This window comes from Rhodococcus wratislaviensis (genome assembly GCF_900455735.1).
GTDB lineage: Bacteria > Actinomycetota > Actinomycetes > Mycobacteriales > Mycobacteriaceae > Rhodococcus_F > Rhodococcus_F wratislaviensis.
In genome coordinates this window covers 478,091-502,375 of sequence record NZ_UAUI01000022.1, presented here as the reverse complement: position 1 = coordinate 502,375, position 24,285 = coordinate 478,091, and the positions used below count along the sequence as shown (strand labels likewise).

Genomic DNA, 24,285 nt, shown 5'->3' with positions numbered 1-24,285 from the left:
ATGGTCGAATCGGGGGCATTGGAGAGGGTTGACAGGGGGCCGCGGGAACTCTCGCGGCTGGTTGATCCTGCACTCCTCCACGGTCCCCGACTCGACCGGACCTGGCGTTTCCTTCGGCTCGACTTCACCGGCATCGCGTTCGCGACGCTGTTCTTCTGCTGGTCGCTGACGCCGTCGCTGCTGCCCCGCGACTGGCTGTTCCAGGGGCTGATCGGCGGCATCAACGCCGCGATCGGCTACACGGTGGGAACGGCGATCGGCTGGCTGGTGCGTCGGTACTTCCTGCGGCGCCGGTCGTGGTGGCCGTTGCCGGAACCGTGGTCCACCGGCCTGCGCGTCGTCGTGACGGTGACGTGCGTGGTCGTGAGTCTCGTGATGCTCGCGTACTCCGCGGCATGGCAGCGCGAGCTCGCCGCGCTGATGGGGGCGGAGGGCACCACCACCACCGGGTACATCCGCACGGGCGGTCTGAGTCTGCTCGTGGGCGCCGCGATCATCTCGGTGTGGCGGCTGCTGCGCGAACTGGTGCGGTGGATCGCGGCACGACTCATCCGGCGGTGGCACCTCGCGATCCCGACGGCCACCACCGTCGGCATCCTCATCGTGACGGTGCTGTTCTTCCTGCTCGTCGACGGTGTTCTGATGCGCGGCATCTACGCCGCCACGAATGCGGCGTTCAGCCTGCAGAATTCGACCACCCGGGACGGCGCCGAGCAGCCACTCGACCCCGAGAAGTCGGGCAGCCCCGAGTCGCTGGCGTCCTGGGACACCCTCGGCTACGAGGGCCGCAACTTCGTGTCCCGAGGCCTCGACGCCGACGAGCTCACGGCAGCCAACGGCACACCGGCCAAGGACCCCATCCGCGTCTACGCCGGCCTCGAGACCGCCGAGGACCCGGACGCGCGCATGGACATCGTCATCGACGAACTCGAGCGGACCGGCGCGTTCTCGCGCAAGGTCCTCGTCGTCATCCCCACCACCGGCACCGGCTGGATCAATCCGACTGCGGCGCAGGCGATCGAGCTGGTCCACAACGGTGACACGGCGTTGGTGGCCAGCCAGTACTCGTTCCTGCCGAGTTGGATCTCGTTCCTCGCCGACCGCGACAAGGCAGCGGAGGCAGGGAAGAAGCTGATCGACCGCGTGCACGAGCGGTGGTTGCAGGAGCCCGAGGCGACGCGTCCCAAACTGCTGGTCTACGGCGAAAGTCTCGGCACCCAGGCGGGGGAGGGCGCCTTCGGCACACTGAGCGACATCCGGCAGACCGTCGACGGCGTGCTGTGGGTCGGGCCGCCCAACTCGAACCGCCTGTGGGGACAGCTGATCCAGCGCCGGGACCCCGGCACACCCGAGGTGGACCCCGAGTACGCGGCGGGCCTGGTGGTGCGGTTCGCCGACGACTCCGCCGACATGGTCGAGAACACCGGCGAGTGGCTGTCGCCGCGCATCCTGTACGTCCAGCACCCGTCCGATCCCGTCGTGTGGTGGTCGCCCGACCTCGCGTTCACCCGGCCCGACTGGTTGAAGGAACCACCGGGCGAGGATCGCTCGCCGTCGATGAAATGGTTTCCGTTCGTGACGTTCTGGCAGGTCTCGGCCGACCTCACCAACGCCGCAGGCGTGCCGGACGGACACGGCCACAATTACGGGACTCTCGTCCTCGACGGCTGGATCACGGTCGCCCAGCCCGAGGGGTGGACGCCCGTCGACACCGAACGAGTCCGCTCTACTCTCGAATCCCTCTCCGGGACAGAGGGACCGGAGAAGTGAGCAGGCTCGCCTCCGTTGCCGGTGCGACGGCGGCCGTGCTGTGGAACAACGTGGTGCTGCCCGGTTCGGGCCTCGGCCCGTACGGGCGGGCTGTCGCGGGAGGCGTGCTCGGACTGTCGGTCGTGGGAGCAGCACGCGCCGCGGGGTACGGCGTCGACGAACTCGGCCTGTCCGCGTCGAACGTGCCGTCCGGGCTGCGATACGGCGCCGCGGCCTCGGTGGTCCCGCTCGCCGGATACGCGATCACGTTGTGCGTGCCCGCACTGCGCAGGCGTGTGCCGACGGGCGACCGCGTCACCGATTTCGTCGGCTGGGTGGGGTTCCGGATCCCGGTGGGGACCGTGGCGCACGAGGAACTGCTGTTCCGCAGCGTCCTGTCCGCGATGCTGCGACGGGCCTGGCCGCCGACGACGGCTCACGCCCTGCACGCCGCCACGTTCGCGCTGTGGCACGTGCGCGCGGCCCGGACCGCCGGTGACGGCGTCGCCGCGAGCATGCTGCTCACCGGCTCCTCCGCAGTGCTGTTCGACTGGTTGCGTCGACGCAGCGGAAGCGTCGTAGCCCCTGCACTGCTGCACCTTTCGGTCAACGTCGGTGGGGCGGTGGCAGCCGAAGTCGCGCGAGCTCACACAGTAGATTGAACGTATGCCGTCGCGCCGAGCCGTAGATCCCGCCGAACTGAGGGCCGCCGTACTCGAGGTCGGTCCGTGGCTGCGCGGCGATTCCGACGAGAAACCGTCCCGCACCCAGCTGGCCGCGGCGGTCCGGCTCAGCGCGCGGACGCTCGAGCAGGTGGCACCCGGGTCGAGCGTGGAGGTGCGGGTGCCGCCGTTCGTCGCGGTCCAGTGCATCGAAGGTCCCCGGCATACCCGGGGCACGCCGCCGAACGTCGTGGAGACCGACCCCCGGACGTGGCTGCTGCTAGTGACGGGACTGCTGGAATTCGACAGCGCGACCGCCGGCGGCGGAGTCTCGGTGTCGGGGAGTCGCGCCGGGGAGATCGCCCACTGGCTGCCGCTGCTGCGCGTATAGCTAGCCCAGCCACAATGCGCGGGTGCGCGGCAGGCCACTCGACCCGTCGTCGGACGGGCGCACGGCCAGCACCTGATGGATCGTCAGCCGGCCCTTCTCCTCGAACCCCAGGGCGCTGGCCGCGAGGTACAGCAACCAGGTGCGGGCCCGCTCCGCGCCGGCGAGCCGGATCGCGTCGTCCCAGGAGTCGCGCAGTCTGCCCACCCACGCCCGCAGCGTGAGTGCGTAATGCTCCCGGAGGGCCTCGCCGTCGCGCACCTCGAGTCCGGCGCGCTCGAAGGCGTCGAGCGTTCTGCTCAGCGGCAGCACCTCGCCGTCCGGGAAGATGTAGTTCTCGATCAGTCCCGAGGAATTGTCCGTGCCGGTGAGCGACCGGACCGCGGCGATGGCGTGGTTGAGCAGCCGCCCTTCGGGACGCAGAAGGTCGAGCAGGTGCTGCGCATAGCCCGGCAGCGCGGAGTCGCCGACGTGTTCGGACATGCCGATGCTGGAGATCGCGTCGAACGGACCGTCGACGACGTCGCGGTAGTCCTGCACACGGATCTCGATCAGATCCGACAGCCCGGCCTCGGAGACCCTCGCCCGCGCCCACTCGGCCTGTTCGTGGCTGAGGGTGACGCCGACGACGGACACGTCGTACTTCTCGGCGGCGTGGATCGCCATCGAACCCCAGCCGCAGCCCACATCCAGCAGTCGCATGCCCGACTGGAGTCCGAGCTTGCGGCAGACCAGGTCCAGCTTCTCGTTCTGCGCTTCCTCGAGCGTCCCGATCGCACCGCGGTCGTCGGATCGCTGGTCCCAGTACCCGCAGGAGTAGACCATCGTCGGCCCCAGGAACAGGCGGTAGAAATCGTTGCCTACGTCGTAGTGATGTGACACCGAGGACGCGTCGCGCGCCTTGCTGTGCTTGGTGCCGCGGCGCCGGGACACCTCCACCGACGGCGGTGTCGGCCGGAGACCCAGACCGCCGAGCCGGACGAAAGTCGACAGCGACTTCAGGACGGTGCCGCGGTCGGATCCGCGGACACCGAGAGTGCCCAGCCGGCCGACGAGATCCGGAAGCGTCAGCAGTCGGAAGACGTCGCCCTCGATCTCGAGGTCACCGGACACGTAGGCCCGGACGAGACCGAGTTCGTTCGGCGACCACAGCACCCTCCGGATGGCCCGGCGGTTGCGGAAGACGATGGTGACGTCGGAGTCGGGGCCCGCCTCAGAGCCGTCCCAGCATCGGACGTGCACAGGAATGGGGATGCCCATCGCACCCTCGAAGGCGTTCAGCAGGCGTTCTGCGGCGGTCGGAGCCGCGCTGCGGACGTTCATCGGAAAAGCCCCCGCTCTGCGATTCGAGGATACTGATCGATACCGAAACTAATCTATTTTCGGCTGTCCGTCCGGGAGTCGGGCCGGTTCGATCGGCACCGTGGGCGAAGCGACGGCGCAGGGCACGTAGACTGACCTTGCCCCTCACACGCCCATCCCCAGGGAGCACCCCGGTGACCAGAGCCGATCTGTCGGTCCACAGTCCTAATCTTCTCTCTTCGAACCCGTCCGACGAGGACGAGAACGAGCCCCGCGAGGAATGCGGAGTCTTCGGCGTCTGGGCGCCGGGAGAGGATGTGGCGAAACTCACCTACTACGGACTTTATGCTCTGCAGCACCGTGGGCAGGAAGCGGCGGGTATCGCCGTCGCCGACGGTTCGCAGGTGCTGGTCTTCAAGGACCTCGGGTTGGTCAGCCAGGTGTTCGACGAGCAGACCCTGGCAGCGATGCCGGGCCACGTCGCCGTCGGTCACTGTCGTTACTCCACCACGGGCTCGACCACGTGGGAGAACGCGCAGCCGATCTTCCGCACCACCGCCGCGGGCAGCGGCATCGCCCTCGGGCACAACGGCAACCTCGTCAACACGGCGGAGCTGGCGCAGCGCGCCCGTGAAGCCGGACTGGTCAACGACAAGCGCCCCGGCGGCGCCACGTCCGACTCGGACGTCGTCGGCGCCCTCCTCGCGCACGCCGCCGCCGACAGCACCATCGAGCAGGCGGCCATGAAGCTCCTGCCGACACTGCGCGGCGCGTTCTGCCTCACCTTCATGGACGAGCACACGCTCTACGCGGCCCGTGACCCGCACGGCATCCGCCCGCTGTGCCTCGGACGCCTGGACCGCGGCTGGGTCGTGGCCAGCGAGACGGCCGCACTCGACATCGTCGGCGCGTCCTTCGTCCGCGACATCGAGCCCGGCGAACTGCTCGCCATCGACGCCGACGGCGTCCGTTCCTCCCGCTTCGCGAACCCCGAGCCCAAGGGCTGCGTGTTCGAGTACGTGTACCTGGCCCGTCCGGACAGTGTCATCGCCGGACGTTCGGTGCATTCCACCCGCGTCGAGATCGGCCGTCGCCTCGCCACCGAGCACCCCGCCGAGGGCGACCTCGTCATCCCGGTCCCCGAGTCGGGCACTCCCGCCGCGGTCGGTTACGCGCAGGGGTCGGGCATTCCGTACGGGCAGGGTCTGATGAAGAACGCCTACGTGGGCCGCACCTTCATCCAGCCGTCGCAGACGATCCGTCAGCTCGGTATCCGCCTCAAGCTCAACCCCCTCAAGGAAGTCATCCGCGGTAAGCGCCTCGTGGTGGTGGACGACTCGATCGTCCGCGGCAACACCCAGCGCGCGCTCATCCGGATGCTCCGTGAGGCCGGCGCACTGGAGATCCATGTCCGGATCGCGTCGCCGCCGGTCAAATGGCCCTGCTTCTACGGCATCGACTTCGCCTCGCCGGCCGAGCTGATCGCCAACGGCGCGGGCGGCGGTGGCGAACCCGGCAGCTTCGACGAGATGCTCGAAGGGGTGCGCCGTTCCATCGGCGCCGACACCCTCGGCTACATCTCCACCGAAGGCATGATCGCCGCGACCGAGCAGCCTGCGACACGACTGTGCGCGGCCTGCTTCGACGGCACGTACCCCATCGCGCTCCCCACGGAGACGTCGATCGGAAAGAACGTTCTCGAGGGAATGCTCGAGAGCGCGGCAGGCGGTCCCGCGACGCGGGAGAACGACAACGCGAACGCCCTCAGTCGGCCGTAGGCCGGTACATCGGGATCCGGCCGGAGAACGTACTCCGGTACCGTAAGGACGCAATCACAGCACTCGATTGCCCGACCGACACGATTTTGACGAGCAACAGAAGGCTGGAGTAACAACCACATGACCGAGGATCCGACAAGTCGCCCTGGCGCGTCCTACGCCGCCGCAGGAGTGGACATCGCCGCAGGCGATCGGGCGGTGGAACTCTTCGCTCCCTTGGCCAAGCGCGCCAGCCGTCCCGAGGTTCTCGGTGGTCTCGGTGGATTCGCGGGTCTGTTCTCGCTCAAGGGTGACTACAAGGAGCCGCTGCTCGCGGCGTCCACGGACGGTGTGGGCACGAAGCTCGCCGTCGCTCAGGCACTCGACAAGCACGACACCGTGGGCCTCGACCTCGTCGCGATGGTCGTCGACGACCTCGTCGTCTGCGGTGCCGAGCCGCTGTTCCTGCAGGACTACATCGCCGTCGGGCGCGTCGTCCCGGAGCGTGTCGCCGAACTGGTCAGCGGCATCGCCGAAGGCTGCATCCAGGCTGGTTGCGCGCTGCTCGGTGGCGAGACGGCGGAGCACCCCGGTGTGATGGCGGACGGCGACTACGACCTGTCCGCGACCGGCGTCGGTGTGGTCGAAGCCGACCAGGTGCTGGGGCCGGACCGGGTCCGTCCCGGCGACGTGGTGATCGCGATGGGATCGTCCGGACTGCATTCCAACGGTTACTCGCTGGCCCGCAAGGTCCTGCTCGAGATCGACCACATGAGCCTGACGGCGCACGTCGACGAGTTCGGCCGCACCCTGGGCGAGGAGATGCTCGAGCCCACGAAGATTTACGCGAAGGACTGCCTGGCCCTCGCCGCCGAGACCGACGTGCGCACGTTCTGCCACGTCACCGGCGGTGGACTGGCCAACAACCTCGCGCGGGTCATGCCGAAGGGTCTGGTCGCCGAACTCGACCGCGGCACGTGGAGCCCGGCTCCGATCTTCGCGATGATCGCGCAGCGCGGACGCGTGGAGCGGGCCGAGATGGAGCAGACGTTCAACATGGGCGTCGGCATGGTCGCGATCGTGGCGCCCGAGGACGTCGATCGTGCGCTGGCCGTCCTGACGGCACGCCACATCGACTGCTGGACGCTGGGCAGCATCAAGAAGTCGCACGACGTGTCGGCCGAGCGCGCAATTCTCGCCGGCGATCACCCGAGGTTCTAGGGTCGGACGCCGTCGGTCGGAACGGGGCGAGCTAGTGGCCCCGACCGGCTGAAGATGTGGAAATGAGGGGGAGCCGGTAGCGGCTCCCCCTCATTTCGTTGTCTTCAGATCTCAGCGCCGCCAGTCGTCGTCGTCCTCCCGGGAGTGACCCTCCCTGTCGGCACGCTGGTCAGCGAAGACCTCGTCCCGATGCGAGTTGGACGACCCACCTGAGAGCTCTCGTTGCAGGCTGTCAAAATCCGTGGTCGGTACGCTGTACTTCAGCTCGCGTGCAACCTTGGTCTGCTTTGCCTTAGCCCGGCCGCGGCCCATGGCTGACCCCCTCGCGCTTTCGCGGGGCGGCCTGGGGAATTTGGCGGCCCCGTTTGAGTGTGTAAGTTCCTGCCCCACACTCTAGCGTGGAAAAGTCCCTCGCGCTTCCATCCACACCCCGAAGCGGTGTCGGTTTAGTCTCACCGGGCTCGCGAGCTGCCCCGATGCCGGTATTTCGCTTTCAGAAGACTCCCGGAATTGCCCGGACCGTCCCCACTCGGACGCCGCCGCCGAGCACGGGCTGCGACGCGAGGGCCGCCAGATCCTCGGTCCACTCGGCGCCCATCCTGTGGAGAAGTGCTGCGGCGAGGGGCAACCGGGCCCGTTCGTGGCCGTCGTCGATCTTCAGCGCGAACGCCGAGCCGTCCGGAAGCGCGCCGGCGTAGACACCGTCGGCGCCCGCCTTGGACAGCAGTCCGGGCACGACCGGCATCAGCCGCGCGTCGTCCTTGCCGGTGCCGGAGACGAGGTAGGGGTGTTCGCGGATGGCGTCGGCGACGGCGAGCTCGGGGGAGTCGGGCTCGGCGGTGACGAGCCGGGCGAACGCGCGCGCCAGATGCGTCAGCGACAGCGGGACGATCGGCAGCCCGCATCCGTCGATGCCGAGCTCGGCGTCGACGTCGCCGCTGATCGATCCGAGCGTCTCGACGACCGCGAGTTGCAGCGGATGCGTCGGCTCGAGGTAGCTGTCCAACGGCCAGTCGTTGGCCAGGCAGGTGGCGAGCATCGCCGCGTGCTTGCCGGAGCAGTTCATGTACACCGGGCGGGGGAGCTCGCCGGCGGCCAGCAGTTCGGCCCGGGCGAGTTCGTTGGAGGGTAGATCGGCGGGGCAGCGGAGCCGGTCCTCGTCGAGGCCGTACCGGGCGAGTAGCCGCTCGACGAGTTCGATGTGGTCCGACTCACCCTCGTGGGATGCGGTCGCGATCGCGAGTTCTTCGGAACTGGACGGTTCGAAACCGTTCCGCAGCATCGTCACGGCCTGCCACGGCTTGTTCGACGACCGCGGGTAGATCGGTGTGTGCACCTCACCGAGGGTGAGCGCGATCTCGCCGTCCGCGCGGAGGATCACCGCGGAACCGCGGTGGACGCATTCGCGGAATCCGGAACGAACGACCTCGACCAGTTCGATGCTCAATACGTGACCTGCACTTCCAGTCCGGCGATCCGTCGGCGGGCCTTGTCCGCGACGGTCGGAGAGAGGTTCTCCTGCTGTTCGAGCAGCGCCACGAACCGTTCCGGGTCGCGGCCGGTGAACAGATCGCGCACGGTGACACCGTGGCCGGGGACGTGGATGCGCTGGACGGCGTCGCCGGCGGTGACCGACCCCTCTGTCACCACCCGCAGGTACGCGCCTGTGTCCGCGCGTTCGGAGAACCGCTTGACCCACCGGGGCTCGGCGGCCCAGACGCCGAACGTGCCGCACGGTGTCCGCGGGCTGGTCACCTCCAGTTCGGTGGTGCCGATCCGCCAGCGCTCGCCGATCACGGCGTCGGTCGCGGCGATCCCGTCGACGCGGAGGTTCTCGCCGAACCATCCCGGGGGCAGTTCGCGGCCGAGTTCCGACGCCCAGCGCTGCGCCTCGTCCTCCTGGTAGGCGTAGACGGCCTTGAACGGGCCACCGTGGTATTCGGTGTCGCAGACGCGGTCGCCGACCAGTCCGGCGGTCGTGACGCGCACGGGGCCGTCGACGGGGCGCTTGTCGATCGCCGTCCGGGGCACCCGTCGGGTGCCGCTGTCCCGTTCGGTGTGCAGCACGCAGACGGCCAGGACCTCGCCGGCCGTCGCGGTCGCCTCGCTCATCGGCCCCGGAGCCGGTCGACGGCGGCGCGACCTGCCTGGACGGTGTCGTCCGCGGGCACGGAGTCGGGGTCGATCGAGGCGGCGCACGAGCCGACCACCAATTCGGTGTCGGTGGGGATCGACCGTTTGACGAGGGCCAGCGCGATGGGTCCGAGTTCGTGATGGTCGATCACCGTGCCGATCCGTCCGACCGCACGGCCTCCCGCCGTCACCGGGTCGCCGGGTTCGGGAAGGGCGTCGGCGCTGCCGTCGAGGTGCAGCAGGACGAGGTGACGGGGCGGTTTGCCGAGATTGTGGACGCGGGCCACCGTCTCCTGGCCTCGGTAGCAGCCCTTCTCGAGGTGGACGGCGCCGTGTTCGGCGGGACCGCCGATCCAGCGGACCTCGTGCGGGATGGTGCGCTCGTCGGTGTCGAGTCCGATCCGGGGCCGGCCGGCGGCCACCCGGAGTGCCTCGAACGCCCAGGTTCCGGCGGGAGCGGCGCCGGCGGCGGTGAGCCGGCCCCACCACGTCGCGAGCCCTTCCCGGGGGATCAGCAGGTCGAAGGAGTCGGCGGTCGGCCACGGCATGCCGCGGACGAACCCGCCCCCGGGGACCGCGGCGGCGGCGTACGGCTCGGTGGGCGCCACGACACCGGCCGCGTCGAGGACCGTCACGGCGTCGGGGCCGATGACGCTGAGGACCGCGAGTTCGTTGCCCTCACGGGGTTCGGCCTTGGACCAGAACACCATCTTGGTGAGGAACGACAGGAGGTCGGGTCCGCGGTCGGCCTCGGTGTCGATCCAGGTGACGCCGTCCAGATCGGTCTGGACGAAGTGATGCTCGACGCGGCCGTTGACGTCGAGGCTGAGGTTCTCGGCGCTCGCGCCGTCGGGGAGTGCGGCGACGTGCTGGCTCGAGATGGTGTGCAGCCAGGTGAGTCGTTCGGGTCCGCTGATCGCGATGACGAACCGGTGGGAACGGTCGACCACCACCGCGGAACGTTCGGCGCTGCGTTGTTCGCCGAGGGGATCGCCGTGATGCCAGGCGACGCCGGCGTCGGGAGAGCCTTCCGGCGCAGGGACCGCGCCCGGGGCCGTGACGAGTGGACTGGGTGAGACGGGCAGTTTGTCGACCACGAACCCAGTCTAGGGACCATGGACCACAGGTGGCGGTCAGCAGGGTCGATAGTCTGGGTGTCATGTCTGATCGAGTGCTGGTGACGCTGGACCACGAGGTGCGGGACGCGGATGCCCCGCTGCTGTACGCGGACGATCTGGCGGTCGTGCGCGGCGACGGTGTCTTCGAGACGCTGTTGGTGCGCGGCGGTCGCGCACTGAAGGTCGAGCCACACCTCACCCGACTCGTCGCGTCGGCGCGCGCCCTCGGATTACCCATTCAGGACCTGGACGAGTGGCGCCTGGCCCTCGAGCTGGCCGTCGAGGAGTGGGGGTCCGAGCGGGAGGGCGCGATGCGACTCGTGCTCAGCCGCGGCCGGGAGTCCGGTGGCGACGCGACCGCCTTCGTCACCGTCGGGCCGGTGTCCGAGCGGATACTGGAGGCACGACGCGACGGAGTGTCGGTACTCACACTGGCCCGCGGGTATTCGGTGGATCTGTCGGCGAGTGCGCCGTGGCAGCTACTCGGGGCGAAGACCTTGTCATATGCGACGAACATGGCGGCGCTGCGGTACGCGGCCACGTTCGGCGCCGACGATGTGATCTTCGTCAGTAGTGAGGGCAATGTGTTGGAAGGGCCACGTTCCACGGTGGTCATCGCCCGCGAGAAGACGCTCCTCACGCCGCCGCCGGAGCACGGAATCCTGCCCGGCACCACGCAGCAGGCGCTCTTCGAGGTCGCGTCCGGCAAGGGGTTCCGCTGCGAGTACGCGTCTCTGCGTCCGGCGGATCTCATTACGGCGGAAGGTGTTTGGCTCATCTCCAGCGTCACCATGGCCGCGCGCGTGCGCAAGATCGACGGCCTTGCCCTGCCCGACGCGCCGCTCGCCGACGAGATCGTGGAGCTGGTCGACCTCGCGGTCGAGGCGGTGGGTGCCGAGTCCGCGGAGGCTTGACAGGTCTACTACATTTCGTAGTAGCAAAGTCCTGCGGGGGAAACGACCCCGCAGTACGTTGTTTTCAAGGGTCGGGCGGAAGCCCACGCTCCGGCCCTGAAGCCTGTCCTACGGGCCCAGTTTCGGAGTAGCCATGGATGCCTTGGATGTCTCCCGGTGGCAGTTCGGCATAACCACCGTCTATCACTTCATCCTCGTTCCGCTGACGATCGGGCTCGCGCCGCTGATCGCCGTCATGCAGACGATGTGGGTGGTCACCGGAAAGGATCACTGGTATCGGCTCACCAAATTCTTCGGGAAGCTCTTCCTGATCAACTTCGCGCTCGGCGTGGCCACCGGCATCGTGCAGGAATTCCAGTTCGGGATGAACTGGAGCGAGTACTCACGCTTCGTCGGTGACGTCTTCGGCGCACCCCTCGCTCTCGAGGGCCTGGTCGCCTTCTTCCTCGAGTCGACGTTCCTCGGCCTCTGGATCTTCGGCTGGGGACGGCTGCCCAAGCTCGTCCACCTCGCCACCATCTGGCTCGTCGCGATCGGGGTGAACGCGTCCGCGTACTTCATCATCACCGCCAACTCGTTCATGCAGCACCCGGTCGGGGCCGTCTACAACCCCGAGACCGGGCGCGCGGAACTCACCAGCATCTGGGAACTGCTCACCAACAACACAGCGCTCGCAGCCTTCCCGCACGTCGTGGCCGGAGCATTCCTCACGGCAGGAACATTCGTGGCCGGCGTCGGCGGCTGGTGGATGGTGCGCAGCATGCGCAAATCGAAGGAAGCCACCGAACCCGAAGTGGCGAAGAAGCACGAGGAGACCGCACGGACGATGTTCCGTCCGGTCACCATCCTCGCGCTGTGGGTGATGGTCGCCGCGGGCATCGGACTCGCGATCACCGGCGACATCCAGGGCAAGCTGATGTTCGAACAGCAACCCATGAAGATGGCATCGGCCGAATCGCTGTGCCACACCGAAACCGGTGCCGACTTCTCGATCCTCACCGTCGGCACCCAGAACAACTGCGAGAGCATCACCCAGCTCATCAAGATTCCCGGGCTCACCTCGTTCCTGGCGGACGGCACCTTCGACTCCACCGTCGAGGGCGTCACCGAGATCCAGGCCCGCTACGAGGAGATGTACGGGCCCGGCAACTACAAGCCCAACCTGTTCGTCACCTACTGGACGTTCCGCGCGATGATCGGCTGGGCCGCAGGGTCGGCGCTGCTCGCCGTGGTCGGTCTGTGGATGACCCGCGGCGGCCGTGTCCCGGACAAGAAGTGGTTCGGCTGGTTGTCCATCGCCGTCATCCCGACGCCGTTCCTCGGGAACAGCGCGGGCTGGGTGTTCACCGAAATGGGCCGCCAGCCGTGGGTCGTGGCACCCAACCCGACCGGTGTCGACATGATCAGACTCACTGTCGACCAGGGCGTCTCGAATCACTCCCCGTGGACCGTCTGGGTCTCACTGATCACGTTCACGGTGGTCTACGGGGCGCTGGCCGTCGTGTGGTTCACGCTGATCCGCCGCTACACGATCGAGGGACCACTCGAACACGACGCGCATCCACCGGGTGACGACCACGACGAGCCCGAAGAACCGGGCAAGCCCGAGCAACTCTCGTTCGCGTACTAGGGGAGACGGTCATGGGACTTCAAGAAGTGTGGTTCATCCTGATCGCGGTGCTCTTCATCGGGTACTTCGTCCTCGAGGGATTCGATTTCGGTGTCGGCATGCTGATGCCGGTGCTGGGCAGGCGCAAGGACCCGAACGGAGACACGCGACGGCGGGTGGTGCTCAACACCATCGGGCCCGTGTGGGACGGCAACGAGGTGTGGCTCATCACCGGCGGCGGCGCGCTGTTCGCCGCGTTCCCGGAGTGGTACGCCACCCTGTTCTCCGGCTTCTATCTGCCGCTGCTGATCATTCTCGTCGCGCTCATCGTCCGGATCTGCGCCATCGAATACCGCGGCAAGATCGACGACGACACCTGGCGCAGGCGATGCGACTGGGGCATCGTCTTCGGGTCCTGGGTGCCCGCCGTGCTGTGGGGTGTCGCGTTCGCGAACATCGTGCGGGGCGTCGACATCGACGCCGACAAGCAGGTCACCTCGAGCCTCTTCGATCTGCTCAATCCCTATGCGCTGCTGGGTGGTCTGACGACAGCGCTCGTGTTCGCCCTGCACGGCGCGGTGTTCCTCGCGCTGAAGACGGCCGACGAAGTCCGCACGGACGCCGTCGAACTGGCGTCCCGGCTGGCGATCCCGGCCGTTCCGGTGGCAGGCGCGTTCGTGCTGTGGACGCAGTTGGCGCACGGCAAGGGCTGGACATGGATCCTCGTCGCGATCGCCGCCGCCGCACTCCTCGGGGTGGTCGCGTTCACCCGCGCCGAACGTGAGGGCTGGGCGTTCCTGCTCACGTCCATCGCGGTCATCGCCACCGTGGCGCTGCTGTTCGGCTCGCTGTTCCCCAACGTCATGCCGTCCACGCTGGACGCCGCGTACAACCTGACCATCGACAACGCCTCGTCGAGTCCGTACACGCTGAAGGTGATGACGTGGGCCGCCGCCTTCCTCACCCCGGTGGTGCTGATCTACCAGGGCTGGACGTACTGGGTGTTCCGCCAACGGATCTCGACCAAGCACATCCCGCCGTCGATCGGTCTCCCGCTCGGGCGCAGATGAGCACAGCGGTAGGCGACGCACCCCGCCCGGCCGACGAGCGCCCGGGCGGGGAGCGAGGATCCCGGCGTCCCGTCGATCCCCGCCTCTGGCGCTACTCCGCGGCGGCCCGCGGGTACCTCGTCCTCACCGTCGCGCTGTCGGTGGTCAACGTCGCGATGGTCATCGTGTCGGCGCTGATGATCGGCCGGGTGCTCGGTGGGGTCATCGTCGACGACGACACCGACGTCGGGCGGTGGTCCACCGAACTGGTGGTCCTCGCCGCCGCGGTCGGAGTGCGAGTGCTCGGCACCTGGCTGCAGTCCCGGTTCGCGCACCGGTCCGCCACGCGGGTCGTGGCGGAGCTGAAGGGGGAGGTTCTCGGCGTCGCCACCCGCCTGCGACCGCGCGAACTCGATCCGCGGCGGGACGAGATCGCGACCGTGCTCACCCGCGGAATCGACGGTCTCGTGCCGTACCTCACCGGGTATCTTCCGGCTCTGGTTCTCGCTGCGACGCTCACTCCGGCGACGCTCGCGGTCATCACGTTTCAGGATCTGACGTCGGCGGCGATCATCTTCGTCACGCTGCCGCTCATCCCGGTCTTCATGATCCTCATCGGCCTGCTCACCAAGGGCAAGGCCGCCAAGACGCTGACCGCGATGACCACACTGTCCTCCCAGCTGCTCGACCTCCTGGCCGGCCTGCCCACACTCCGCGCGCTGGGCCGCGAACAGGGCCCGGCGACGCGGGTGCGCGAACTCGGCGACGCCCACCGCCGCACCACGATGTCGGCGCTGCGGGTGGCGTTCCTGTCGTCGATGGTGCTGGAACTGCTGGCTACGCTGTGCGTCGCGCTCGTCGCCGTCAGCATCGGACTGCGGCTGGTGTACGGGGAGATGGGTCTCGAAGCGGGGATCGTGGCGCTGATTCTCGCGCCCGAGGTGTACCTTCCGCTGCGGATGGTCGGAACCCAGTTCCACGCCGCCGAGGACGGAATGGCCGCCGCGAGCCGGGCCTTCGCCGTCATCGATACCGATCGTCCCGACGACGCCGCCGACGGTGCGGTCGTGGTGGATGCGGCCGGGGCGCGTCTCGAATTCGACGGCGTCGACGTCGCGTCGCGGCACGGCCTGGCGCCGCACGGACTGACCGGGACCCTCGAACCCGGCGCGGTGACCGTGCTGACCGGGCCCAACGGTTCCGGGAAATCGACTGCGGTGCAGGCACTCCTCGGCCTCGTCGAACCCGAGCAGGGGGAGGTACGCGTGGCAGGCGCCGCCGTGAGTTCGCTCGACCGGTCCGCGTGGTGGGCGCAGGTGGCGTGGCTCCCGCAGCACCCCGTCCTCGTTCCCGGCACGCTGGACGAGAACCTTCGGCTCATCGGCGAGGTCGTCGACCTCGAACAGGCTTGTGCAGCAACGGGTTTCGACGAGGTCCTCGCCGAACTCCCCGACGGCTGGTCCACGCGCGTCGGGTCCGGTGGAACGGGACTGTCGCTCGGTCAGCGGCAGCGGCTCGCGCTGACCCGCGTGCTGGCCACCCGGCGTCCGGTCCTGGTGCTCGACGAACCCACCGCACACCTCGACGACGCGTCGGAGCGGACGGTGCTCGATTCCCTGCGGAGCCTGGCCGCCGCCGGCCGGACGGTCGTGGTCGTGGGGCACCGGCCGACCGTGCTCGCGGCCGCCGACCGGGTGATCGAGGTGAGCGCCGATGTCGCGTGACCCGCTGATCCGGGCACTGCCGCTCCTCGACCTGCAACCGGGACGGGTGGTGCGGGCCGTCGCCGCCGGCGTCGCCACGCTGGGCAGTGCGCTCGCGCTGGCGGCGCTGTCGGCGTGGTTGATCACGAGGGCGTGGCAGATGCCGCCCGTCCTGGACCTCAGCGTCGCCGTCGTGGCGGTGCGGGCGCTGGGCATCTCCCGCGGCGTCTTCCGCTACCTCGAGCGGCTGGCCACCCACGACACCGCCCTGCGCGGGACCACGTCCGCCCGCACCCAGCTGTACCAGCGGCTGGCCGACGGCGACCCCGCAGCCGCCGCCGGCCTGCGCCGCGGCGAACTGCTCGCCCGCACCGGGGCCGATGTCGACACCCTCGGTGACGTCGTCGTGCGCGCGCTCGTCCCCATTGCCGTGTCCGTCGTCCTCGCCGTGGCCGCGGTCGGCATCCTCGCGGTGATCTCGCCCGCCTCGGCGCTCGTGCTCGCAGTCGCGCTCGCGGTGTCGGGGGTCGCGGCGCCCTGGTTGTCCGCGCGGGCCGCCCGCCTGGCCGAGACGTCCGGCGCCGACGCGCGGGCGCGGTTCAGCGAAGACGCCGTCACGGCGCTCGATCACGCCGCGGAACTCCGCGTCGCAGGTCGCGTCGACCGGACCGTGTCGCGGGCCGTCGCCGCCGAACACGCCGCGGTCGAGGCCACCGACCGCGCCGCCGCACCCAGCGCGTTCGCGGACGCCGCCACACCACTCGCGGTGGGCGTCAGCGTGATCGCGTCGCTGCTCATCGGCATGGACCTGTACTCGTCGGGGACCATGAGCCCGATGGCGATGGGCATCCTGGTGCTCCTGCCGCTGTCCGCGTTCGAAGCCACGGCCGCGCTGCCCGCCGCGGCGGTCGCACTGACCCGGGCCCGGATCGCGTCGCGCCGCATACTCGCCGTGCTCGACGCCGCCGTCGCGGATCCGCACCCCGGCGACCGGGAGCTGGACGGACCCGCCGAGGTCGTCGCGAAGGACCTGCGGTGCGGCTGGCCCGGAGGACAGGTCACCGCCCCGCTCGACCTCGACCTGCGGCCCGGCTTCCGAGTCGCGATCGTCGGCGGCAGCGGGTCCGGGAAGACGACCACCCTGATGACCCTGGCCGGGTTGCTCCCACCGGTGTCGGGGACGGTCCAGGTGGACGGGCTCGACCTGCACCAGGTCAGATCCGAGTCTCTGCGCCGGAACGTCGGATTCTTCGCGGAGGACGCGCACCTCTTCGACACGTCCGTGCTCGAGAATCTGCGGGTGGCGCGCGGCGACCTCGAGGAAGCGGAGGCGCTGACCGTCCTGGAGTGCGTCGGGCTCGGGGGATGGGTGTCGGGGCTGCCGGATGGCGTGCACACGGCACTCGCCGGTGGTGCCAGGGCGGTGTCCGGCGGACAGCGTCGCCGACTGCTCCTCGCCAGGGCGCTGCTGTCGTCCGCCCGGGTGCTGCTGCTGGACGAACCGACCGAGCACCTCGACGCCGACGCGGGCGCCGACCTGCTCCGGCGACTGCTCGCGCGCGACGGCGGACTGGTGTCGCCGCAGCGCACCGTCGTGGTGGTCACTCACCAGCTTCCGGAGGATACCAGCGCTGACCTGGTGATACGGGTCGAGAAAGCTGAGAGCGAAAATGCGTTGCCGACTCCGTGAGTGCGGCGTACTTTCTTCAGTACACGAGGAAGGAGGTGGTCTGAAATTGAATGACAGACGGACACGTGAGGTGGCTGCCAGCTAGCCGCTACCGCTGACGGAATTCACTGACCGCGCGAGCGGCGAGCGAATCCCAGGCAGCTACCCGGCCCCCGAGCCCCCGGTCTGGTCCAGATCGGGCCCGGTGCACCAGCACCGGAAGGCTCGGGGGCTGTTGTGCGCTCCGCGCCCGTGAGTACTTGTTAACCGCCCGACGTTAATAAGTACTCACGGCAGCGCGGGCACAGGTTCGGCCCACTCCAACCGCCCCGCTCGAGAACCGTCCGCACCTCGGCCGCGACCTCGCACGAGCGCCGCGTCACCTCCTCCCAGCCGTAGACCAGCGTCGCCAGGCCGGCGAGTTCCGCCGCGTTGCCGCGACGACGGTCGCGCAGCGCCACCGACCGCGACGAGTGGTACCGCAGACCGTCCAGCCGCACGAGGAGCGGAACGCCGCTGTCCGAGTAGTCCACATCCTCGTAGAGGGTTCTTCCGTCGACGAGAACGGGCGACTGTCGTCGGGCGGCCGGTAGTCCGTGCGCGAGTTCGACGTCGACGGCGTACCGGTGCTCGAGAATCGACTGGACTCCGCCGGAAACGAACGCCAGCGCGTCGGTGAGCGCCTTGCGGTATCTGCGCGGTGGACGTTGCTCGATCCGTCGAAGCACTTCGTGCACCGGAATGTCGCTGCCGGTGACCAATGACACGAGGACCCGTGCGGCCGCCACCGCGGACGGCTCCGCGACGGCGAGATCGACGATGGTGTCTGCCCGCGACGTTCGAGGCTGAAGCGTCGGGACGAGGATGTGTGCGTGCGCCCGGGACCGGTGCACCACGACCCCGGGGTGGAGGAGATCGCCCTCGCGGGGAACAGGACGGTCGGATCGCCGGCCGACCTTCCGATACGTCGGTCCCTGCGGTTCCGCGGACAACCCGTAGGGCACGGTGACGTGAATCGGCCCGTCCGGATCGATGGGCATCAGCCCCCATTCCTCGGCCGCGGTCCGATGGCTGAGAATCGCTCGGGAACCGCCGAACAACAGCGCCGCCCACAGCGTCATCGGCCGGTCGAGCGGACCGTTCGTGACGGCATAGACGCCGTGCAGAACCGCCGACCACTGGCCGGACTCCACCATGTGCTGAATCTGCCGGGTCGAGATACCCAGTCCGCGCAGTTGCCGGGCCGTGACGAGGCCGTGCTGATAGTCGAGGACGCGTTGGAAGTCGGGCCTGAAGTCGATCGTCGCAGTCGTCATGAACGCGACGGTGCGCACGCCGACCGACAGGATTCGCCCGAAACAGGCCGTTTTCAACTGACCTGTGGATGAACCTCAGGTTGTGGATAACCCGAGCCGTGAGTACTTGTTAACCGCCCGTGGTTAATAAGTACTCACGGGCGCTAGCCAACGTAGCGGGACAGCCGCGCGGAGAGGTGGGGGCGCAGCTCGCCGTCGGCGATGATGCGTTCCTCGACGTACGCGAGGTCGCCGCCCTCGACGATGCCGTAGAGGCGCTTGGCGCCGCCCACGAGAACACCGGAGGTGCTGCGGATCACGACGTCGGTCGCGAGTTCCCACGACGACTGGGTGAGGGCCTGGCCGTAGAACAGTTCGACGATGCCGGAGCTGTGGGCGAGGAGGAGTTCGACGACTTCCTCGTTGGTGCTGCCGGGGATGCCGTCTCCGCTGATCCGCCAGAAGCCGGTCTCGTGGAGGTCGGGGCGCACGTATTCGCCGTCGGCGTCGAGAACCCAGGTCTGGGATTCCCACTTGAGGTAGTTGCCACCGTTGTGGGAGACGATGATCTGCTGCCCGAAGGGGTAGTCGCCTGTGTCGGGGTCGTGGCCTTCCCCTTCACCGCGCCACACACCCACGAGGGGCAGTACTGCGAGGAGTTCGTTGTTCAGATCCGGGCCGAGGCGCAGATTTGCGGTGTCCTCGGGCAGCGGAAGGTCCGGAAGCTGCGGGATGTTCCGCGACGCCGTCGTCTTGGAACGCTCGATGGCGTCCGCGACGGCTGCGTCACCGCTACCACGACGCACGGTGGGGGTGTCCCCAGCGGGCGCGCTCGTAGTCGGGTGCTCGGAAGGCGGATCTGCGCCTGCGTCCGGGTTCTGACTCACGACTCGTCGGTGACCAGGCGGTAGATCGTGTAGAGCGAGAACCACGTGATCAACACGGCGGCAAGGACAAGAAGTACCTCGAAGAAGATAACCACGGGGACATCCTAAACCGAACCCGTCGAACGGTCGAAACGGGAGGCGACTTACGGTGACTGCGGCTACGGTTTCCCGAAGGCGACCACCCGGTCGGTTCCGAACATCCTCATGCGGTCGTCTCGTCTCCCGCCCCTCCCGGAGGTCCCATGCTTCGATCGAGTACTGCCGCCACCGGTCCGGTGCGGGCCGCGATCACGGCGACGGCGCTGCTGCTGACCGTGTCCGCGTTCGGCGCTCCCGGTCTCGCCGTCGCCGCGCCCGACACCGGCAGCGCGGGTTCGGGAAGTGCCGACACGGACCGTGTCGATCCGAACAACTACGCCGCCGACTGCCCCGACGTGATGATCGTCGCCGTGTCCGGCGCCACCGACTCGACGGAGGACCGCAACCCGCTGGCCGACGAGAATCGGCAGCTCTGGTCGAACTGGGTGGGCAACGTGACGGTGCCGACCGGCGAGGCGAACAAGGACGAACCGGGAACGGTGGGGTGGATGTACGTCCCCTACCCGTCCACGTACGGCCTGGGTCTGCTGCAACCCGTTCCGACATACCAGGATTCGATGGCCGCGGGTGTCGCGTCGACGAACAGGATCCTCGACGAGAACAAGGTGAAGTGCGGCGACGACACCAAGTACGTGCTGCTCGGGTACAGCGTCGGCGCCGAGGTGGTCGAACGGGTGTCGCGCGAACTCGGGCACCGCGACAGCAATGCTCTGGTCACCGCCGACGACATCGCCGGCGTCGCGTTGATCGGCGACCCGTACCGCCCCGCGGGCACCCCCTCGATGGGCGAACCCGGCCCGCCCGGCGGCGGATTCATGTCATCCGAGCCGGCCGACTACGGCGCTCTCGACGGCAAGATCACGTACGCGTGCCGGCCCTACGACATCGCGTGCGACGCGCCGCAGGAGATCGCCGTCCTCGAACTGGCGCTCGGGGTGCTGGGACAGATGCACTTCACCCTGCTGAACCCGGGCCAGACCGTCTCCGACTTCGCGAATGCGGTGACGAACATGGCGGCGCGGTCGATCGTGCACATCGTCACCCACGAAGACTGGTTCGCCTCCGACGAGTCCTTCCTGGACGTTCTCCGCAAGGTCGCCGACCGGACCTACGACCCCGACGGCCCGGACCGGAACATGCAGGTGTCCCAGGAACAGATCGTCGAGGCGCTCAACTGGGCGATGGGTCCCGGTTCGGAGGTCGTGAAGGCGAAGCTCGCGCAGGAGGGCCCGGGGTTCGTCGAGGACAACAGCGATGTCTTCGAACTGGTGATCAAGCCGTACATCTTCCTGGGCTTCATCCAGCACCTGTTCTACTGGAACAACAATCCGAACGACCCCTGGTACTGGGAGAGCGAGAAGGTGGTCGACTGGATCACCGCACTCGCGCATTCGGAGAAGGACCGAAAGGCCGCTGAGGCGTCAGCCGTCCCTGTCCCGGAGGGCAAGTAGTCTCACACGACAGAATGGCCCCGCTCCGAATCCGGAGCGGGGCCATTCTGGTGTCGTCAGCTGGTGACTACTCGCCGACCGTGACGTCGACGTTGTGCACGCCTGCGCTCGACGGGCTCACCGTCGAGGTGCCGTTGCCGGAGCTGGACAGTGCACGCACGGTCCACTCGCCGGGAGCGGCGAAGAAGCGGAAGTCTCCGGTGCCCGAGGCGACGACCTCGGCGGTGAACTCTCCGCCGCCGTCGAGGAGACGCACGAACGCTCCACCGATCGGCTGGCCGTCAGCGGCGAGAACGCGGCCGGTGATGACCGTTTCCTTCTCGACGTCGACGCCCGCGGGCAGGGTCTGGGTCTGTACAGGTGCTCCACACATGGCTCAGTGAACCTCCAACTCGATGGGTGCGCCGACGAGCGAGCCGTATTCGACCCAGCTGCCGTCGTAGTTCTTGACATCGGACTTGCCGAGGATCTCCTTGAGCACGAACCAGGTGTGGCTGGAGCGCTCGCCGATACGGCAGTACGCGATGGTGGGCTTGGCCTCGTCGTAGCCCTTCTCCGAGTACAGCTTCTCCAGGTCGTCGTCCGACTTGAACGTGCCGTCCTCGTTGGCGGTGGTGCTCCACGGGATGTTGATGGCCGTGGGGACGTGTCCACGCTGCTGCGCCTGCTCCTGCGGCAGGTGAGCGGGAGCGAGGATCTTGCCGGAGAACTCGTCGGGCGAACGCACGTCGACGAGGTTCTTGTTGCCGATGGCGTCGATGACCTCGTCGCGGAACGCGCGGATCGAGAGGTCGGGTGCCTCGGCCTTGTACTGGGTGGCCTCGCGGGTGACGGTCTCCTTGGAGAGGGGACGCCCGTCGAGCTCCCACTTCTTGCGGCCGCCGTCGATCAGCTTGACGTCCTGGTGGCCGTACAGCTTGAAGTACCAGTACGCGTATGCCGCGAACCAGTTGTTGTTGCCGCCGTAGAGAACGATGGTGTCGTCGTTGGCGACGCCCTTGGCGGACAGGAGGTCGGAGAACTGCTGCTGGTTCAGGAAGTCACGACGGACGCCGTCCTGCAGGTCCTTCCGCCAGTCGAGGCGGATGGCGCCTTCGATGTGGCCGCCGTCGTATGCGCTGGTGTCCTCATCCACCTCGACGAAAACGGTCTTGGGGGCGTTGAGGTTCTGCTCAGCCCAGTCGGCGGAGACTAGGACATCGGAGCGAGCCATGGTGTTCCTTTCGATGTGTACTTACTTGTGTCGGGTGGATCGTGCAGTGGTTCTCGGTGTGAAAACTTTCAGGCCGCGGTGCGGAAGCGTGCGACGAGTGGATAGATCTGGCAGCCGAGGCAGAACCCGAATGCGGCGTTGAGGAACGCGGCGAACAGGGCGAATGCGGTGGCGACGGCGCCGACGACGCCGGAGCCTGCGAGGAAGCCGACGGTGCCGACGGCGGCGAAGACGAAGCCGACGAGCTGCGCGAAGCGGAGCGGTGCGGTGGGTTCGCGGTCGCTCACCGGAGCGAGTCGCGGCGCGACGACGGTGCCGAAGATCCGGCCGTACGGGCTGCGTCGCGGCCCGGTGGCTGCGCCTGCCGCGAAGACGACCGCTTGCAACGCCAGCAGAATTCCTGCTGCGACCAGCGAGAACGTCGACACGACGAGCACGGCGACGAGGACAGCGGTGGTGACCCAGGCGGCGAACCGGGGGCCACGAACGTCGACCTGCTCGAGCTCGAGTGTTGTGGACATGAGAAGTGCTCCTGCGGTGAGTCCTGAATGCTTGCCTGGCGCCGAACGACGACGGAAGACGTCGTCATCGGGATTTCGATCACGTGCGCGGAGTCCGCGGTGTCAGCAGAAAGCGACAGCCCTGGTGATCAGCAACAGGTACAGCAACAAGCCCCGAGGCGGCACAGGTCAACTGTGCGGCGACGGGTGAGCATGAGCTCGTGGCTGGATTGCACGACGACGAGTTTACCCGGTTCTTCAGGAATTTGAAGCCGGGGGCCGGGTGAGGGGTCCGAGAGCGGCCCGCAGGTCGGTCGCGGCGGGCACTCCGGACACCCGGAAGCGTTGCTGCAGGTCGGCGTCGAGAATGAACGTCGTCGGCAACGACAGAACGCCGAGTTCCTTGGCGAGAGCGGGATACTCGTCGATGTCGACCTCCACTTCGACGGGCGGTTCCGGTTCGCCGGCGAGGTCGGCGACGACCTGTCCGACCACTCTGCGCACCGCCGCGCAGGGGCCGCACCAGTCGGCGGAGAAGTGGAGGACGGTGGCCCGCCGAGGGTGTTCGGGCGACTGCGGCCCGATGCCGGCCGCCTCGAGGAGCAGCCGTCGCTGGTCGGTCACCACTGCGGTCGTCTCGCCGGTGCTCCGGACCGCTCCCTGGCGGCGCTGCCAGACGAGCCCGAACACGACGGCGGCGAACAGTGCGATCAGTAACAGTGTGATTCCGGTCATCGGCTCTGTAGTTCGTTCAGGTCGATCGTGACGTTGTTGCCGACGCCCTCGATGACGATCTGCGAGCCTTCCGCGTAGACCTCGGTCGGCTGGACGCCGAACGGGAGTTCTCTGGGGTCGATCGTCCGGGTGAAGAGGCCGAGGATCGCGGGAGCGAGGGGTTCGGGGATGGTGAAGTCGGCGTGGCCCTCGGGCCCGAAGTAGAAGTCGCTGGCGACGATCTTCACCTGACCACCGTCGAGGACCAGGTCGGCCTGCACGCTGACGGTGGTCTCGATGGGCCCGACGGGGACGGTGCCGGTGAGGACGACGCCGCCCGCGGTCGGCATCCCCGAGCCGCCGGAACCGCCGGTGCCGTCCGACTTGCTGGCTGGCGGGGCCGAAACCTGCAGGTCGGGGATGTCGAGGAAGCGTCCCAGGTCGGTGGCGTCGATGAGCATGCGGCCGGAGAGGTGATCGACCGGAAGGGTCTTCACGGAGCCGTCGACGAGGTCGGACAGCGGCGCGGAGACACCCAGGAGGGTGGACTCGATCGTCACCTCGCCCACCACGTCACTCTGTACTCCCTGGGCGCGGATCTCGATGTTCTCGTACTTGCCGTCCCACGCCTGAGTGAGGAACGGAAAGCCGTGAACGGTCACCTCGGGATCCGCTGTGAGGGACGCGCCTGCCCGCAGTTCCCGCGACACCCGGTACTCCGCGTAGGCCGCCGAACCGAAGTCGACGACGAGACCGAGAGCCACGAGGAAGACGATTCCGATGATGAGTTTCCGCACGGCCCCATTGTGACGGACACCGGCCGGGGGAGTGTCGGTGCAACCTCCGCGCCGG

The 24,285-nt window shown here is 68.4% G+C and carries 23 protein-coding genes; 11 read left to right on the top strand and 12 right to left on the bottom strand.

Translation table 11 applies throughout. The features are described from left to right. The 3 genes from DTA22_RS24860 to DTA22_RS24850 are packed head-to-tail and all read left to right on the top strand — an operon-like array spanning position 1 to position 2,802. A complete protein-coding gene (locus DTA22_RS24860; RefSeq protein WP_112301234.1) occupies positions 1-1,770 on the top strand; it encodes an alpha/beta hydrolase in 1,770 nt (589 codons plus the stop codon). Further along, positions 1,767-2,411: a CPBP family intramembrane glutamic endopeptidase gene (locus DTA22_RS24855; protein ID WP_112301233.1), complete on the top strand. Its 645-nt coding sequence runs from the start codon at positions 1,767-1,769 to the stop codon at positions 2,409-2,411. The genes DTA22_RS24860 and DTA22_RS24855 overlap by 4 nt, the downstream gene beginning before the upstream one ends. Before the next feature lie 4 nt (positions 2,412-2,415). Continuing rightward, positions 2,416-2,802, top strand: a complete 387-nt coding sequence (locus DTA22_RS24850; protein WP_037230566.1) for a sterol carrier family protein — start codon at positions 2,416-2,418, stop codon at positions 2,800-2,802. On the opposite strand, the gene DTA22_RS24845 is transcribed toward DTA22_RS24850, so the two are convergent. Beyond that, the gene (locus DTA22_RS24845; protein WP_112301232.1) at positions 2,803-4,122 is read right to left on the bottom strand and encodes an SAM-dependent methyltransferase; all 1,320 of its coding nucleotides are present in this window, start codon (positions 4,120-4,122) and stop codon (positions 2,803-2,805) included. It lies immediately after the preceding gene. 173 nt (positions 4,123-4,295) lie between these two features. Between DTA22_RS24845 and purF the strand changes: the two genes are divergently transcribed. Further along, positions 4,296-5,879: an amidophosphoribosyltransferase gene (gene purF / locus DTA22_RS24840; protein ID WP_005254820.1), complete on the top strand. Its 1,584-nt coding sequence runs from the start codon at positions 4,296-4,298 to the stop codon at positions 5,877-5,879. 120 nt (positions 5,880-5,999) lie between these two features. Further along, a complete protein-coding gene (purM, locus tag DTA22_RS24835) occupies positions 6,000-7,079 on the top strand; it encodes a phosphoribosylformylglycinamidine cyclo-ligase (protein WP_005244377.1) in 1,080 nt (359 codons plus the stop codon). A 111-nt stretch (positions 7,080-7,190) separates the two neighbouring features. On the opposite strand, the gene DTA22_RS24830 is transcribed toward purM, so the two are convergent. The 4 genes from DTA22_RS24830 to ygfZ form a co-directional block, all read right to left on the bottom strand. Further along, positions 7,191-7,391 carry a DUF3073 domain-containing protein gene (locus DTA22_RS24830; protein ID WP_005244376.1) on the bottom strand — a complete coding sequence of 67 codons (201 nt, stop codon included), beginning with the start codon at positions 7,389-7,391 and terminating at the stop codon, positions 7,191-7,193. A gap of 181 nt (positions 7,392-7,572) precedes the next feature. Continuing rightward, positions 7,573-8,526, bottom strand: a complete 954-nt coding sequence (locus DTA22_RS24825; protein WP_112301231.1) for an asparaginase — start codon at positions 8,524-8,526, stop codon at positions 7,573-7,575. Continuing rightward, complete coding sequence (locus DTA22_RS24820; RefSeq protein WP_112301230.1) at positions 8,523-9,191, bottom strand: MOSC domain-containing protein; 669 nt, start codon at positions 9,189-9,191, stop codon at positions 8,523-8,525. Before DTA22_RS24820 ends, DTA22_RS24825 begins: the two co-directional genes overlap by 4 nt. Continuing rightward, a complete protein-coding gene (gene ygfZ, locus DTA22_RS24815; RefSeq protein WP_112301229.1) occupies positions 9,188-10,309 on the bottom strand; it encodes a CAF17-like 4Fe-4S cluster assembly/insertion protein YgfZ in 1,122 nt (373 codons plus the stop codon). The genes DTA22_RS24820 and ygfZ overlap by 4 nt, the downstream gene beginning before the upstream one ends. Before the next feature lie 62 nt (positions 10,310-10,371). Between ygfZ and DTA22_RS24810 the strand changes: the two genes are divergently transcribed. The 5 genes from DTA22_RS24810 to cydC all read left to right on the top strand — a co-directional run bounded on the left by DTA22_RS24810 (position 10,372) and on the right by cydC (position 17,295). Then, positions 10,372-11,244, top strand: a complete 873-nt coding sequence (locus DTA22_RS24810; RefSeq protein WP_112301228.1) for an aminodeoxychorismate lyase — start codon at positions 10,372-10,374, stop codon at positions 11,242-11,244. A 133-nt stretch (positions 11,245-11,377) separates the two neighbouring features. Continuing rightward, on the top strand, positions 11,378-12,874 hold the full coding sequence (locus tag DTA22_RS24805; RefSeq protein ID WP_112301227.1) for a cytochrome ubiquinol oxidase subunit I: 1,497 nt from the start codon (positions 11,378-11,380) through the stop codon (positions 12,872-12,874). An 11-nt stretch (positions 12,875-12,885) separates the two neighbouring features. Further along, positions 12,886-13,923 carry a cytochrome d ubiquinol oxidase subunit II gene (gene cydB, locus DTA22_RS24800; RefSeq protein WP_009477911.1) on the top strand — a complete coding sequence of 346 codons (1,038 nt, stop codon included), beginning with the start codon at positions 12,886-12,888 and terminating at the stop codon, positions 13,921-13,923. After that, positions 13,920-15,626, top strand: coding sequence for a thiol reductant ABC exporter subunit CydD (gene cydD, locus DTA22_RS24795; protein WP_112301226.1), 1,707 nt, complete (start codon positions 13,920-13,922; stop codon positions 15,624-15,626). The genes cydB and cydD overlap by 4 nt, the downstream gene beginning before the upstream one ends. Further along, positions 15,616-17,295, top strand: a complete 1,680-nt coding sequence (gene cydC, locus DTA22_RS24790) for a thiol reductant ABC exporter subunit CydC (RefSeq protein WP_112301225.1) — start codon at positions 15,616-15,618, stop codon at positions 17,293-17,295. The genes cydD and cydC overlap by 11 nt, the downstream gene beginning before the upstream one ends. Before the next feature lie 242 nt (positions 17,296-17,537). Here the strand turns inward: cydC and DTA22_RS24785 are convergent, their stop codons facing one another. Both DTA22_RS24785 and DTA22_RS24780 read right to left on the bottom strand, forming a co-directional pair. Next, complete coding sequence (locus DTA22_RS24785) at positions 17,538-18,647, bottom strand: type IV toxin-antitoxin system AbiEi family antitoxin domain-containing protein (protein ID WP_112301224.1); 1,110 nt, start codon at positions 18,645-18,647, stop codon at positions 17,538-17,540. Positions 18,648-18,733: 86 nt separating this feature from the next. Beyond that, the gene (locus DTA22_RS24780; RefSeq protein ID WP_005244359.1) at positions 18,734-19,456 is read right to left on the bottom strand and encodes a heme-binding beta-barrel domain-containing protein; all 723 of its coding nucleotides are present in this window, start codon (positions 19,454-19,456) and stop codon (positions 18,734-18,736) included. 242 nt (positions 19,457-19,698) lie between these two features. Between DTA22_RS24780 and DTA22_RS24775 the strand changes: the two genes are divergently transcribed. Then, entirely contained in the window at positions 19,699-21,006 is a 1,308-nt protein-coding gene (locus DTA22_RS24775) for a cutinase family protein (protein WP_052033033.1), read from the top strand. A gap of 67 nt (positions 21,007-21,073) precedes the next feature. Here the strand turns inward: DTA22_RS24775 and DTA22_RS24770 are convergent, their stop codons facing one another. The 5 genes from DTA22_RS24770 to DTA22_RS24750 all read right to left on the bottom strand — a co-directional run bounded on the left by DTA22_RS24770 (position 21,074) and on the right by DTA22_RS24750 (position 24,230). Then, positions 21,074-21,379 (bottom strand): DUF1416 domain-containing protein, encoded by a 306-nt coding sequence (locus tag DTA22_RS24770; RefSeq protein ID WP_005244353.1) that lies wholly within the window; start codon positions 21,377-21,379, stop codon positions 21,074-21,076. 3 nt (positions 21,380-21,382) lie between these two features. Further along, complete coding sequence (locus tag DTA22_RS24765; protein WP_037230548.1) at positions 21,383-22,219, bottom strand: sulfurtransferase; 837 nt, start codon at positions 22,217-22,219, stop codon at positions 21,383-21,385. Positions 22,220-22,287: 68 nt separating this feature from the next. Further along, a complete protein-coding gene (locus DTA22_RS24760; RefSeq protein ID WP_112301223.1) occupies positions 22,288-22,740 on the bottom strand; it encodes a DUF4395 domain-containing protein in 453 nt (150 codons plus the stop codon). A gap of 237 nt (positions 22,741-22,977) precedes the next feature. Next, on the bottom strand, positions 22,978-23,454 hold the full coding sequence (locus DTA22_RS24755; protein WP_112301222.1) for a thioredoxin family protein: 477 nt from the start codon (positions 23,452-23,454) through the stop codon (positions 22,978-22,980). Then, positions 23,451-24,230 (bottom strand): LmeA family phospholipid-binding protein, encoded by a 780-nt coding sequence (locus tag DTA22_RS24750; protein ID WP_005244349.1) that lies wholly within the window; start codon positions 24,228-24,230, stop codon positions 23,451-23,453. The genes DTA22_RS24755 and DTA22_RS24750 overlap by 4 nt, the downstream gene beginning before the upstream one ends. Positions 24,231-24,285: the final 55 nt, after the last annotated feature.

Bases quoted from the DNA above. Each gene is read 5' to 3' on its own strand.
- DTA22_RS24770 (WP_005244353.1), bottom strand. From the start codon at position 21,379: ATGTGTGGAGCACCTGTACAGACCCAGACCCTGCCCGCGGGCGTCGAC.
- DTA22_RS24850 (WP_037230566.1), top strand. From the start codon at position 2,416: ATGCCGTCGCGCCGAGCCGTAGATCCCGCCGAACTGAGGGCCGCCGTA.
- DTA22_RS24755 (WP_112301222.1), bottom strand. From the start codon at position 23,454: ATGACCGGAATCACACTGTTACTGATCGCACTGTTCGCCGCCGTCGTG.
- DTA22_RS24805 (WP_112301227.1), top strand. From the start codon at position 11,378: ATGGATGCCTTGGATGTCTCCCGGTGGCAGTTCGGCATAACCACCGTC.
- cydC (WP_112301225.1), top strand. From the start codon at position 15,616: ATGTCGCGTGACCCGCTGATCCGGGCACTGCCGCTCCTCGACCTGCAA.
- DTA22_RS24775 (WP_052033033.1), top strand. From the start codon at position 19,699: ATGCTTCGATCGAGTACTGCCGCCACCGGTCCGGTGCGGGCCGCGATC.
- DTA22_RS24810 (WP_112301228.1), top strand. From the start codon at position 10,372: ATGTCTGATCGAGTGCTGGTGACGCTGGACCACGAGGTGCGGGACGCG.
- DTA22_RS24830 (WP_005244376.1), bottom strand. From the start codon at position 7,391: ATGGGCCGCGGCCGGGCTAAGGCAAAGCAGACCAAGGTTGCACGCGAG.
- DTA22_RS24760 (WP_112301223.1), bottom strand. From the start codon at position 22,740: ATGTCCACAACACTCGAGCTCGAGCAGGTCGACGTTCGTGGCCCCCGG.
- DTA22_RS24860 (WP_112301234.1), top strand. From the start codon at position 1: ATGGTCGAATCGGGGGCATTGGAGAGGGTTGACAGGGGGCCGCGGGAA.
- purM (WP_005244377.1), top strand. From the start codon at position 6,000: ATGACCGAGGATCCGACAAGTCGCCCTGGCGCGTCCTACGCCGCCGCA.
- cydB (WP_009477911.1), top strand. From the start codon at position 12,886: ATGGGACTTCAAGAAGTGTGGTTCATCCTGATCGCGGTGCTCTTCATC.
- DTA22_RS24765 (WP_037230548.1), bottom strand. From the start codon at position 22,219: ATGGCTCGCTCCGATGTCCTAGTCTCCGCCGACTGGGCTGAGCAGAAC.
- DTA22_RS24845 (WP_112301232.1), bottom strand. From the start codon at position 4,122: ATGAACGTCCGCAGCGCGGCTCCGACCGCCGCAGAACGCCTGCTGAAC.
- cydD (WP_112301226.1), top strand. From the start codon at position 13,920: ATGAGCACAGCGGTAGGCGACGCACCCCGCCCGGCCGACGAGCGCCCG.
- DTA22_RS24820 (WP_112301230.1), bottom strand. From the start codon at position 9,191: ATGAGCGAGGCGACCGCGACGGCCGGCGAGGTCCTGGCCGTCTGCGTG.